This is a genomic window from Pseudomonas sp. NPDC087817, from assembly GCF_044742875.1.
Lineage (GTDB): Bacteria > Pseudomonadota > Gammaproteobacteria > Pseudomonadales > Pseudomonadaceae > Aquipseudomonas.
Window position 1 is genome coordinate 10804 of record NZ_JBIUVJ010000072.1, and the last position, 12571, is coordinate 23374.

The 12571-nt window shown below is 60.5% G+C and carries 13 protein-coding genes and 1 pseudogene; 6 read left to right on the forward strand and 8 right to left on the reverse strand.

Annotated features, from left to right (window positions below; translation table 11 throughout):
• Positions 1–26: 26 nt before the first annotated feature.
• Positions 27–629: pseudogene (locus tag ACIONG_RS26555) on the forward strand (NAD(P)-dependent oxidoreductase); the annotation flags it as partial.
• A gap of 61 nt (positions 630–690) precedes the next feature.
• Here the strand turns inward: ACIONG_RS26555 and ACIONG_RS26560 are convergent.
• On the reverse strand, positions 691–1116 hold the full coding sequence (locus ACIONG_RS26560; RefSeq protein ID WP_103304365.1) for a DUF4399 domain-containing protein: 426 nt from the start codon (positions 1114–1116) through the stop codon (positions 691–693).
• A gap of 134 nt (positions 1117–1250) precedes the next feature.
• On the opposite strand from ACIONG_RS26560, the gene ACIONG_RS26565 reads away from it, so the two are divergent.
• Complete coding sequence (locus ACIONG_RS26565; protein ID WP_401303662.1) at positions 1251–1835, forward strand: transporter substrate-binding domain-containing protein; 585 nt, start codon at positions 1251–1253, stop codon at positions 1833–1835.
• A gap of 119 nt (positions 1836–1954) precedes the next feature.
• Here the strand turns inward: ACIONG_RS26565 and ACIONG_RS26570 are convergent, their stop codons facing one another.
• Both ACIONG_RS26570 and ACIONG_RS26575 read right to left on the reverse strand, forming a co-directional pair.
• Complete coding sequence (locus ACIONG_RS26570) at positions 1955–2440, reverse strand: DUF523 domain-containing protein (RefSeq protein WP_213026884.1); 486 nt, start codon at positions 2438–2440, stop codon at positions 1955–1957.
• Positions 2441–2442: 2 nt separating this feature from the next.
• Positions 2443–3075, reverse strand: a complete 633-nt coding sequence (locus ACIONG_RS26575; RefSeq protein ID WP_401303664.1) for a 2OG-Fe(II) oxygenase — start codon at positions 3073–3075, stop codon at positions 2443–2445.
• A gap of 108 nt (positions 3076–3183) precedes the next feature.
• On the opposite strand from ACIONG_RS26575, the gene ACIONG_RS26580 reads away from it, so the two are divergent.
• Positions 3184–3936 carry a DUF2059 domain-containing protein gene (locus ACIONG_RS26580; RefSeq protein ID WP_103304369.1) on the forward strand — a complete coding sequence of 251 codons (753 nt, stop codon included), beginning with the start codon at positions 3184–3186 and terminating at the stop codon, positions 3934–3936.
• 129 nt (positions 3937–4065) lie between these two features.
• Here the strand turns inward: ACIONG_RS26580 and ACIONG_RS26585 are convergent, their stop codons facing one another.
• On the reverse strand, positions 4066–5013 hold the full coding sequence (locus ACIONG_RS26585; RefSeq protein WP_103304370.1) for an alpha/beta hydrolase: 948 nt from the start codon (positions 5011–5013) through the stop codon (positions 4066–4068).
• A gap of 98 nt (positions 5014–5111) precedes the next feature.
• On the opposite strand from ACIONG_RS26585, the gene ACIONG_RS26590 reads away from it, so the two are divergent.
• The gene (locus tag ACIONG_RS26590) at positions 5112–5690 is read left to right on the forward strand and encodes a DUF6436 domain-containing protein (RefSeq protein ID WP_103304371.1); all 579 of its coding nucleotides are present in this window, start codon (positions 5112–5114) and stop codon (positions 5688–5690) included.
• Between the two features lie 102 nt (positions 5691–5792).
• The gene (locus ACIONG_RS26595) at positions 5793–8204 is read left to right on the forward strand and encodes a penicillin acylase family protein (RefSeq protein ID WP_401303667.1); all 2412 of its coding nucleotides are present in this window, start codon (positions 5793–5795) and stop codon (positions 8202–8204) included.
• 139 nt (positions 8205–8343) lie between these two features.
• On the opposite strand, the gene ACIONG_RS26600 is transcribed toward ACIONG_RS26595, so the two are convergent.
• Entirely contained in the window at positions 8344–9309 is a 966-nt protein-coding gene (locus ACIONG_RS26600) for a GlxA family transcriptional regulator (RefSeq protein WP_401303669.1), read from the reverse strand.
• Between the two features lie 298 nt (positions 9310–9607).
• Here ACIONG_RS26600 and ACIONG_RS26605 point away from each other — a divergent pair, with 298 nt between their 5' ends.
• Positions 9608–10249: an HD domain-containing protein gene (locus tag ACIONG_RS26605; RefSeq protein ID WP_401303671.1), complete on the forward strand. Its 642-nt coding sequence runs from the start codon at positions 9608–9610 to the stop codon at positions 10247–10249.
• Positions 10250–10332: 83 nt separating this feature from the next.
• Here the strand turns inward: ACIONG_RS26605 and ACIONG_RS26610 are convergent, their stop codons facing one another.
• The 3 genes from ACIONG_RS26610 to ACIONG_RS26620 form a co-directional block, all read right to left on the reverse strand.
• Positions 10333–11223 (reverse strand): ABC transporter permease subunit, encoded by an 891-nt coding sequence (locus tag ACIONG_RS26610; protein WP_103307430.1) that lies wholly within the window; start codon positions 11221–11223, stop codon positions 10333–10335.
• Entirely contained in the window at positions 11220–12101 is an 882-nt protein-coding gene (locus ACIONG_RS26615; protein WP_249412168.1) for an ABC transporter permease subunit, read from the reverse strand. The genes ACIONG_RS26610 and ACIONG_RS26615 overlap by 4 nt, the downstream gene beginning before the upstream one ends.
• A gap of 35 nt (positions 12102–12136) precedes the next feature.
• Positions 12137–12571, reverse strand: a 435-nt coding sequence (locus tag ACIONG_RS26620; RefSeq protein ID WP_401303673.1) for a TOBE domain-containing protein, incomplete at its 5' end; no start/stop codon positions are given.

Sequence of the window (12571 nt, forward strand, 5' to 3'; positions counted from 1 at the left end):
AATGAAACTCCAACCTAGAAACACATCACTTACAGGAAACCGCTGCGACCCAGTGGATGATCGGCGAGAAGGAAATCCGCGCCATCAAGAAGGGCGGCATCCTGATCAACGCGGCGCGCGGCACCGTGGTCGAGCTGGACGCCCTGGCGGACGCGATCAAGGACAAGCACCTGATCGGCGCGGCCATCGACGTATTCCCGGTGGAGCCACGCTCCAACGACGAAGAGTTCGAAAGCCCGCTGCGTGGCCTCGACAACGTGATCCTGACCCCGCACATCGGTGGCTCGACCGCTGAAGCGCAAGCCAACATCGGTCTGGAAGTGGCAGAGAAGCTGGTCAAGTACAGCGACAACGGTACTTCCGTTTCGTCGGTCAACTTCCCGGAAGTAGCCCTGCCGGCTCACCCTGGCAAGCACCGCCTGCTGCACATCCACGAGAACATTCCGGGTGTGATGAGCGAGATCAACAAGGTCTTCGCCGAAAACGGCATCAACATCTCCGGTCAGTTCCTGCAGACCAATGAGAAGGTTGGCTACGTGGTAATCGACGTCGACGCCGAGTACTCGGAGCTGGCGCAAGAGAAGCTGCAACACGTCAACGGTACTATCCGTAGCCGCGTGCTGTTCTGATCGAACGCTGAGCGACAAAAAAGGGAGCCTTCGGGCTCCCTTTTTCATGCCTGTGGAAAAGTTACTCCACGTTGACGGTGATCTTCTTCGAGACGATAGGTGGATCGAACGGCATATGGCCGCTGTCGCCCAACTCCAGTTGCAGAGTGTGTTTGCCCGGGGCCAATTTGACGTCGGCCTGGGTCTGGGCCTTGCCAAAGTGCATGTGGTTGGCATCGTTGGGAATCGGCGCACCGGCTGCCGGCAGCTTGTCGACGTCGATCAGCAAATGGTGGTGACCGGAGTTTTTGGTGACATCGCCAGCGGGTGCGAGGGAGACGTCCTTGACGCCGAACTTGACGGTAAAGGTTTGCGAAACAGTCGCCCCGTCCTCGGGAGAAACGATGAACACTTCAGCACCCTTTGGAGCCGGAGTCGCCGCACTGGCCAGCACCGAAACACCCATCAGCACACCGGCCATCGCCGCACGTGACATAAAGCTTTTCATTTTCTTCTCCAGTTTTTCCGTAAAATCCGCACGGTCATGACAACTTCATGACCATTCGTTGTCGAAGGCACTCGACAACCATAGCAAAGCGCGCCAGAAACACAGGCCGCGATAATGATTTCAAAGGAGTGACCATGCGTTTTCTGCCTGGCCTGATCTGCCTGCTACCCCTTTTGAGCCCATTGGCTCACGCCGAACTGATTGATGACGTCAACGACCGTGGCGAGTTGCGCATCGCCATTGAGGCTAATACACCGCCCTTCAATTTCAAGGATGGCGACACACTCACGGGGTTCGAGGTCGAGCTGGGGCAACTGCTGGCCAACGAGCTGGATGTACGCGCCGACTTCATCGTCACCGACGAAGGCGATCTGCTCCAGGGCGTTGAAAGCGGCAAGTACGACGTCGCGCTCAACCACATAGCACTGACACCTGAACTCAAGGATCGTTTCGACTTCAGCGAGCCATACGGCAAGGTTGAATCGCAGTTGCTGGCGAAAAACGATGAGCAACCACGGCCGATGGTGCTGGTGCAGGCGTTGACGGAAGAGAAGCCAAAAGCGGCGGCACCGGTGGAGTTGGCGATTCCGTTTCAGAAGGGCAATCCGGCGTTTCAGGCCAGCCTTGCGAGCGCGATGCAGCGGATCAGGGCGGATGGGCGTTTGGCGGCGTTGACCGAGAAGTGGTTCAAAGCGCAGACCACTGAAAACCTGAAGTGAACAAAAAAACCTGTGGGAGCTGGCTTGCCAGCGATAGCATTGGGTCAGTCAGCAATGATGGTGGCTGACCCAATGCCATCGCTGGCAAGCCAGCTCCCACAGTGTTTTGTGGTGAATGGCTAGTCGAGTTTTGTCAGGGCTGTTGCAGCCTGCGGCAATTCAAGTTCGCTGAAAACCTGCACGCCATGGCGTTTGAGCAGTGCAGCTGTCACGCCTTCACCGCTGACTTTCACTCCACTGAACGTGCCGTCATACGTCAGCAGATTGCCGCACGACGGGCTATTGGCCTTGAGCACCGCCACCCGAATACCGTGCTTGCGCACCAACTCTAGTGCCTGCCGCGCACCATCAAGAAACTGTGCGCTGACATCCTCGCCCTCGGTAGTGATCACCGAAGCAACGCCATCGAGCACTTCACTACCCTGCCCGCCCGGAATCTCTGCCGCTGCTCGGGGTGTCGGCAAACCGCCCGCGACTTCCGGACACAACGGCACCACACGCCCTTCGGCAATCCACTGTTCGAGCAAATCAAATGGCCCGCTGGCCCCGCCGTCGTAACGCACGCGGTGGCCCAACAGGCAGCGGCTGACCAGAATCTTCTGCATGATCAGAACGGCTCGTTGCCACGGCGGCGGAACCAGCCGGTCAGCGACAGGCGCTCGCGATTCGCCGGCAGCACTTCATGAGGCACCTCGCCGGAGAGAAACACCACCAGACAACCGCCGGTAGGCTGCACGTCGTGCACGCGGTCGCCGTGCAGATACATGCGCAGCTGGCCACCATCCTCCGGCAGCCAGGCCTCATTCAGGTAGACCACCACCGAAACCATGCGCTTGTCATCGTCGCGAAAACGGTCGACATGCCTGCGATAAAACGCACCCGGCGGGTACAGGGCGAAATGGCATTCAAAGTCTTCAAGACCGAGGAACAAGCCCCGGTTGAGTGCCTCGCGCAGACTGTCCATCAGGTTCAGATATCGGTCGCTGGCCTCGGCCTGCCCCGGGTCGATCCATTGGATATGGTCGCCGCGAATCCCCTCGCGAATCTCTGAAAACGGCCCACGGCCAACAGCCGCCGGCGCCAGTTCACCCTCGGCCTCACGTTTGCGGCACTCGGCCGCCAGCTCACGGGTCAAACCCGCGGGCAGGAAAATGTTCTGCTGCGACCAGCCGTGTTCGGCCAGGTCGTCGACGATACGTAACAGCAGCGGGTGTTCAGAGGATATTTGCATGGCGCGCATAGTATGTCGGCGGCAAGAAATCCGACAGAGCCACGCGGCGGCTGGATACGAATTCTCGACAAGTACCGGCACCGCACGGAGAATAGTCCGCTGCTGACAGGAGTCCCTATGCGCCGTTTGCTTTTTTCACTGTTGATGTTCTGTGTTTTGCCCGCCTGGGCGGACGGCCACGATCAGCTGTACAAGGTCGCCGGCTGGCCAGATCAACGTGCGCATTTCAATGACGCCCTGAGTGCCGCGCAGCAGCGCTATCAAAACAGCCTGCCGCCCGCCGTGTTTCAAGCGCTGGTGAACAACAGCAATCAGCGTTTTGCGCCACAGGCCATGGACCAGCGCGCCGAAGCTCAATTGCGGCAGAAGCTCGCCGATCCGAAACCGGCGCTGTCTTTCTTTCAATCGCCGTTGGGCAAGAAAATCGTTGCCGCTGAATTACTGGCGACCCGCCGCGATCAACTGGCAAAAAATGCCAAGGGCCTGCCGAAGATGCCGGCCAGCGACAGCCGCCTGCTGATCATCGGCCACCTCGCCCAGGCGCTGCCTGCCCGCGAGGCTGGCGCCGAAGTCAGTCTGGCGATTGCCGGCGTGGCCGCGGACAGTTTGAGTTCGATGATCCCGGGACTGCTCGGCGGCGGTCAGGCGCAGGGCATGTTGAATGGGCAACGTCAGCGCTTGATGGAGCAGATTGGCGCGGACATGAACAACACGCTGCTCTATGTATATCGCGACCTGTCGGATGAAGAGCTGGAAGAGTTCGCGACGTTTGCCGAATCGACCGAGGGCAAGGCTTATTACCAGGCGGCGCTGGCGGCGATTCGGGCGGGGTTGGCGGTGGGACAGAATACGTCGAACCTTAGCCAGTGATCTCTATCGCCTGACAGGCCGTCATCGCTGGCAAGCCAGCTCCCACAGGGTCCTTGGCGCTCACACATTCTGAACTCACGGAAGATCCTTGTGGGAGCTGGCTTGCCAGCGATGAGGCCAGTGAATCCTCTAGAGATTCCTGCCCCTGATCCGCTTGCTCAGAAACTCGAAATACTCCTCGCGCATCTCCACCGTCTCATTGGCCAGATGATGCCGCGCCTCCGGCAGCAGCAAGATCTGCGGCCGATCAAACTTCCACTTCAACACCTGCAAATTGTGCTGCCAGTCGACCGTCATGTCCGCCTGCCCCTGAATGATCAGCGGCCGCCGCGGACTTTTTTTCGCGTACTCGACCCGGTTGATCCAGCGCGACAAGGCTCCGACCCATGCCGTCGGCAAACGCTTGGGCTGCAACGGATCGGCGAGCAGAAACGGCAGGAAATCCGGATCGTTGGAGTTCTCGCTGAAACGTCGGGCGATGCCCCGCACAAACGGCCGCAGCAAGTAATAACTCAGCTGCGACCAGCCCCACGCCCGCGGCCGCACCAGCGGCGACAGCAAGATCAACTGTCCCTGCGCCGGACTGTTCTCGCCATGATTGAGCACATGATCGACCACGATCGCGCCGCCGGTACTTTGCCCGCACAAATGCCAGGGCTGCGGTAGCGCAATCGAATTCGCTTCGGCGAACAAGGCTTGCAGCGCGTCCTGATATTCGGAGAAGTCGCGGATGCTCGCTCGCGGCCCGCTCGACAGACCGTGCCCCGGCAAGTCGCAGGCAATCACGGCAAAATCCTGATCCAGTGCCCACTCGATCACATGCCGATAGAGCCCGGTGTGATCGTAGAAACCGTGGAGTAGAAACAGCGTGCCCTTGACCTTTTCCGGCCACCAGCAATGGCTGACCAGTTCGTAACCGTCCACGGCAAACCGCCCCATGCCGCGCCAGACATCACGTTCGGGGAAGTCGGTCTGGTAGAACCGTTGATACGCTTTCGACTCCTCGGACAACGCCTGCCACTCGGCCAGAGGCTTGAGGCTGGCGCGGATTTGATCGGGGTCGAAAGTGGCAGGCATGAGGCAATTCCAGAACGGTAAACAGACTTTATCGGCCTGCGATATTCATCTGTTGAGTCAGGCATGGCAAGCTAGCCGGCCTTCGAGGATCGAAAACCATGCGTTCGCCCTACCGCACCGCACTGTTTGCCAGCCTGCTCGCGCTTGTGTGTGCAGGCGTGCTGTGGGCCGCGTATGACTGGTTTCAGGGGCGCTACCTGCGGGCGTTCAGCGAACACACCGCGGTTTTTTCCGGCGATCCTTTGCGTCTTCCCGATAACCTCGCCGGCCCCGGCAATATCCGTCTCGTCCACTTCTGGGACCCGGCCTGCCCGTGCAACGTCGGCAATCAACAGCACCTGACCGAAATGGTCGAGCACTTCAGCGGCAAAGGCGTGGAGTTTTTTGCCGTGCAGAGAGCCGGCAGCCACGGCCAGTTGCCCGCCACGCTGAGCAGCCTGAAAACCATCACAGTGTTGCCCGGCTCCGAGCAGATTCCCGCCAGCCCGGCCGTGGCGATCTGGGATCGCAGCGGCAAACTGGCGTACTTCGGTCCCTACAGCGAAGGCCTCACCTGCAATTCCAGTAACAGTTTTATCGAACCGATCCTCAATGCGCTGACGGATGATCGCCCGGTGAATGCCACACACACCCTGGCGGTCGGCTGCTATTGCCCGTGGCCGGTGGAGGCGCAGTAAGGCATTCCGGACTTTTCAAGGACAGCGATGCACGGCACAGAAGGTCTGTGCTAATTGTTTGCAGCCCGACGGGCGGCAATCCCGCATGCACAAGGAGTCACCATGAAGCGCGTGTTCACCGTTCTTGCCTTGCTCATCGTTGTCCTGCTCGCCGGCGCCGGCTGGTATGTCTACAGCAAGCAGCCATCCCGCCAGGGCCAGGTTGAACTGCGCAACCTGCAGGGTTCGGTGACCGTACGCTATGACGAGCGCGGCGTGCCGCACATCCGTGCCGAGAACGAAACCGACCTGTACCGCGCCCTCGGCTATGTGCATGCCCAGGACCGGCTGTTCCAGATGGAAGCGATGCGCCGCCTCGCCCGTGGTGAACTGGCCGAAGTGCTCGGGCCAAAACTGCTCGACACCGACAAACTGTTCCGCAGCCTGCGCATTCGTGAACGCGCGGCCAGTTACGTCGCCAGCCTCGATAAGCAGTCGCCGGCGTGGAAGGGCCTGCAAGCCTATCTGGATGGCATCAACCAATATCAGGACACTCACGCGGCGCCTATCGAGTTCGACGTGCTGGGCATTCCCAAGCGGCCGTTCACGGCTGAAGACAGCATCAGTGTCGCCGGTTACATGGCCTACAGCTTTGCCGCGGCGTTTCGCACCGAGCCTTTGCTGACTTACGTACGCGATCAACTGGGCGCCGACTACCTCAATGTCTTTGATCTCGACTGGCAGCCCAAAGGCGTGCTGGCGAAGAGTCGCGCCAACCCGACTCCGGCGCTTGCCGCCGGCGACTGGAAAGACCTCAACGCCCTCGCTCGCCTCAGCGAACAGGCACTGATCGACAACGGTCTGCCGCAGTTTGAAGGCAGCAATGCCTGGGTCATCGCCGGCAGTCGCAGCCAGAGCGGCAAACCGCTGCTGGCCGGCGATCCGCACATTCGTTTCTCGGTGCCGTCGGTGTGGTACGAGGCGCAATTGTCGGCGCCGGGTTTCGAACTCTATGGCCATCATCAGGCGCTAGTGCCGTTCGCGTTTTTGGGGCACAACCTCGATTTCGGCTGGAGCCTGACCATGTTCCAGAACGACGATCTGGACCTGATCGCCGAGAAGGTCAATCCGGATAATCCGAATCAGGTCTGGTATCGCGGCCAGTGGACCGACATGGTCGTCACCGAGCAGCAGATCAATGTGAAGGGCCAGACGCCAGTGACCATCACCCTGCGTCAGTCGCCGCACGGGCCGATCGTCAACGATGCGCTGGGTACGGCCGCCGGCAAGACGCCGATTGCGATGTGGTGGGCATTCCTCGAAACACCGAACCCGATCCTCGAAGGTTTCTACCAGCTCAACCGTGCCGACACGCTGGCCAAGGCCCGCGCTGCGGCGGCCAAGGTGCAGGCGCCGGGGCTGAATCTGGTTTACGCCAACGCCAAGGGTGATATCGGCTGGTGGGCCTCGGCGTTGCTGCCAAAACGCCCGGTCGGGGTGAAGCCGGGTTTCATTCTCGACGGCAGCAGCAATCAGGCCGACAAGGACGGTTACTACCCGTTCAGCGCCAACCCGCAGGAAGAGAACCCGGCACGCGGTTACATCGTCTCGGCCAACTTCCAGCCGGTTTCGCCGACCGGCATGGAGATTCCCGGTTACTACAACCTTGCCGACCGGGGGCAACAGCTCAATCGCCAGCTCAGCGACAAGAATGTGAAGTGGAGCAACGAGGCCAATCAGAAGCTGCAACTGGGTACCACCACCGCTTACGGCCCGCGTCTGCTGGCGCCGTTGCTGCCAGTGCTGCGTGAGGTCGTCAGCGATCCGGCGCAACTGAAACTCGTCGAGCAACTGGCGCAATGGCCAGGCGACTACCCGCTGGATTCGGTCAGTGCGACGGTGTTCAACCAGTTCCTCTACGACCTCGCCGATGCGGCGATGCGGGATGAGTTGGGCAATGACTTTTTCGACACGCTGTTGTCGACACGGGTGATCGATTCGGCACTGCCACGGCTGGCGGCTAACGCCGATTCACCGTGGTGGGACAACCGCGCCACCCCGGCCAAAGAGACCCGCGCCGATGTCGTGCGCACAGCGTGGCAGGCGAGCATCAAGCATTTGAAACTGACCCTTGGCGACGATGTTGCCGGATGGCAATGGGGCGCGGCGCACACACTGACTCACGGGCATCCGTTGGGGCAGCAGAAGCCGCTGGACCGGATTTTCAACGTCGGGCCGTTCGCGGCACCGGGCAGTCATGAAGTGCCGAACAACCTTTCGGCGAAGATCGGCCCGGCGCCATGGCCGGTGACTTACGGGCCTTCGACGCGGCGTCTGGTGGACTTCGCCGACCCGGCGCACAGCTTGACGATCAATCCGGTCGGACAGAGTGGTGTGCCGTTCGACAGTCACTATGACGATCAGGCTGAGGCGTATGTTGACGGGATGTATGTGCAGGCGCATTTCAGCGAGGAAGAGGTGACGGCGAACACGCGCAGCACGTTGAAGCTGTTGCCGGCGCGGGCTGCGCAATAGAGTTGTATTGACTGGACTGGCCTCATCGCTGGCAAGCCAGCTCCCACAGAGTTTCGTGTCGTTCACAAATCATGAGAACACCAGAGAACCTGTGGGAGCTGGCTTGCCAGCGATGGGCCCTCAAGAACACCAAAGGCCTTCAAAGCATCACCGCAAAATTCAGCCGAAACTGCTGCGGCGTCACGCCCAACCTACGATTGAACACACTGCGCATATGTTGCGCATCGCGAAACCCGCACTGATACGCCACAGTCTTCAACGGCGCCGTGGTGCTTTCCAGCAACACCCGCGCCGCGTCCACTCGCGCCCGCTCGACGAACTCTGCCGGCGTGACCTTGGCTTCACGGCTAAACACCCGGGAGAAATTGCGCGCACTCATGTTCGCCGCATTGGCCAGATCGGCGATGGTCAGATCCCCAGTGAGATTGGCCAGCACGTACAACTGCACCATCGCCACCGCCGAGGTCGGCTCTGCGTGCGGCGTCAGGAACGGACTGAACTGCGACTGCCCGCCGGAACGCTGGGTGAACACCACCAGCCGCTTGGCCACGCTCAATGCCACTTCGGCGCCGTGATCACGCGCCAGCAGGTACAGCGACAGATCAATCCCCGCCGTGACCCCGGCCGAGGTGTAGAGCGCACCATCCTCGACGTACAAGCGATCGGCTTCGACCTGCGTGGACGGGCACAACTGCGCCAAGGCCTCGGCATCGTTCCAATGCGTGGTGACCGTGCGCCCCTCAAGCAGCCCCGCGCGCGCCAGCATGAAGGCGCCGTTGCAGATCGAGCCGAAACGCTGCGCCCGGGCGCAGGCATCGCGCAGCCAGGTGTCGAAGGACTTGCCGAAATCGATGAAGGGCAACTGCGGCCCGCCGGCGACCAGCAACAGGTCAAAGGCGTCCGGCGCTTCGCTGAAATGACGATGGGCGCTCAGCACCAGACCGTTGGAGCAGGCCATCGATCCATGTTCGACACCGATCACCTCCAGCCGGTAGTGATCCTCGGGCGCGAGAAAACGATTGGCCTCGGCGAACACATCCATGGGCCCGGTGACGTCCAGTGATTGCACGCCGGGGAATACCACGATGGCGATGGTTTTGGTCATCTCTCTCGCAAACTCCTCTGAACCTGTGGCGAGGGGATTTATCCCCGATCGGCTGCGCAGCAGTCGTAAATCCTGTAATCGCGTTTTAACTGATAAGCCTAATCAGCAGGTACCGGGGCTGCTGCGCAACCCATCGGGGATAAATACCCTCACCACAATGCTCTCCTACCGGTCAGTTGGCATGATTTGCAGGTCGATTGGCAAGGATCGCAGCCATGCGTCGATTGTCCGCTTTCAGCCTCGGGAACAGACTTTCTCCATCAGCGCCGACCCGGCGTTTTCGACGAGGAAACCTCCCATGACCACCACCATCGCCGGCATCAAGATCCCCGACAGCGCCCTCGCCCGCGCTACCACCGAATACATTCGCGACATCGAATCCGACCTGCTCTATCACCACTCGCGCCGGGTGTTTCTGTTCGGGGCGTTGAGCGGCGAGCGCCAGCAATTGGCTTACGACCCGGAGCTGCTGTACGTCGGCGCGATGTTCCATGACCTCGGTCTGGTCGAAGGTCATCGCAGTGACGACGAGCGTTTCGAAGTCGACGGTGCCAACGCTGCAGCGGCATTCCTGAAACCGTATGGCTTGAGCGATGACGACATCGAACAGGTCTGGTTGTCGATTGCCCTGCACACCACCCCGGGCGTACCGAAGCATCTGCGCCCGATCGTGGCGCTGGTGACCGCCGGTGTCGAGATGGACGTGCTGGGCATGGATTACGCCGCGTTCAGCAACGTGCAGCGCGAAGCGGTGGTGCATGCGCATCCACGCGGGGAAGGTTTCAAGGAGTGCATCATCTGCGCATTTGCCGACGGCTTGCGCCATCGTCCGCAGACGACGTTCGGCAATGTGAAGACCGATGTGCTGGTGGATCAGGAGCCGGGGTTCAAACCGATGAACTTTGTCGAGGTGATCCGCAAATCCCCGTGGATTTCCTGACCACCATAGAACCTGTGGGAGCGGGCAAGCCCGCTCCCACAGGTATTTGGGTTGATCACAGTTTTATGATCAACCCAACTGGCTTACGCCGCTTCCGGCGCCGGTGCGCGACGCACGTCCGGTTGCTTCCACGAATCGGCAGCGCTTTCTTCGATGGCTTGCTGGATAGCTTTCTTGCGTGCTTCTTCAGCGCGGCGGCTGAAGAACCAGACCATGAAGGTCACAATCGACACCGCCAGCAGAATCAGGCTCGCCACCGCGTTGATCTCAGGCTTCACGCCCAGACGCACCGCCGAGAACACTTCCATCGGCAGGGTCGTCGACCCCGGGCCGGAGACGAAGCTCGCCAGTACCAAGTCATCCAGCGACAGCGCGAACGACATCATGCCGCCCGCCGCCAGTGATGGCGCGATCATCGGGATGGTGATCAGGAAGAACACCTTCCACGGCCGCGCCCCGAGGTCCATCGCCGCTTCTTCGATCGACAGGTCCAGCTCACGCAGACGCGCCGACACCACCACCGCCACGTACGCCGCACAGAACGTCGTGTGGGCGATCCAGATGGTGACGATGCCACGTTCCTGCGGCCAGCCGATCATCTGCGCCATGGCCACGAACAGCAGCAACAGCGACAGACCGGTGATCACTTCCGGCATTACCAATGGCGCCGTCACCAGACCGCCGAACAGCGTGCGGCCCTTGAAGTGGGTGATACGCGTCAGCACGAACGCCGCCAGGGTACCCAGCGCCACCGCAGCGACGGCGGTGTAGCAGGCGATTTCCAGCGAGCGCACCACCGAGCCCATCAGTTGGGTGTTGTCGAGCAGACCGACGTACCACTTGATCGACCAGCCGCCCCACACCGTCACCAGTTTCGAGGCGTTGAACGAGTAGATCACCAGGATCAGCATCGGCAGATAAATAAACAACAAACCCAGGACCAGCATCAGGCTGGAGAAACGGATGCGCTTCATTCTTTACCCTCCATTTCCTTGGCCTGACTGCGGTTGAACAGAATGATCGGCACAATCAGGATCGCCAGCATCACCACTGCCAAGGCAGACGCCACCGGCCAGTCTCGGTTGTTGAAGAACTCTTGCCAGAGCACTTTACCGATCATCAGGGTTTCCGGACCGCCGAGCAGTTCCGGGATCACGAACTCGCCCACCACCGGAATGAACACCAGCATGCAGCCGGCAATAATCCCGTTCTTGGACAGCGGAATAGTGATTTTCCAGAAGCTGTTGAAGGTGCTCGAACCGAGGTCCGACGCCGCCTCCAGCAGACTGTTGTCGTGCTTCACCAGGTTGGCGTAGAGCGGCAGGATCATGAACGGCAGGTACGAATAGACCACGCCGATGTACACCGCGAGGTTGGTGTTGAGGATCTGCAGCGGCTCGTCGATGAAACCCATGCTCATCAGAAAACCGTTGAGCAGACCGTTGTTGCTGAGGATGCCCATCCACGCATACACGCGGATCAGGATCGCGGTCCAGGTCGGCATCATGATCAGCAGCACCAGCACCGTCTGCAGCTCTTTACGGGCACTGGCGATGGCATAGGCCATCGGGTAGCCGATCAGCAGACACAGCACGGTGCTGATCAGCGCCATCTTCAGCGAGCCGAGGTAGGCGGCGATGTACAACTCGTCGTCGCCGAGCATCGCGTAGTTGCCGAGGTTCAGCAGCAGTTGCAGTTTCTGCTCGGCGAAAGTGTAGATCTCGGTGTACGGCGGGATGGCCACGTCGGCTTCAGCGAAGCTGATCTTCAGAACGATGAAGAACGGCAGCATGAAGAACAGGAACAGCCAGATGAACGGAACCCCGATGACCAGTTGGCGGCCATTGGGAATTATTCGGTTGAGCCGTCGTTTGAACTTGCGCATGTTCATGAGCGAAGTACCACGCCGCTGTCATCTTCCCACCACACGTAAACCTGATCGCCCCAGGTTGGACGTGCGCCACGGCGTTCGGCGTTGGCGACGAACGACTGGACCAGTTTGCCGCTCGGCAATTCGACGTAGAACACCGAGTGCCCGCCGAGGTAAGCGATGTCATGGACCTTGCCGCTCGACCAGTTGTATTCGCAGGTCGGCTGATCGGCGGTGACCAGCAGTTTCTCCGGACGGATCGCGTAGGTCACGGACTTGTCCTGCACCGAGGTGCTGATGCCGTGGCCGACGTAGATCTGCCGGTCGAGGTCCTTGCAGGTGATGGTCGCGTGGCCTTCGGCGTCGTCGATCACTTCGCCTTCGAAGATGTTCACGTTGCCGATGAATTCGCAGACCAGACGGGGGGGCGGCGGTAGGTGGTGGGCGCCCTG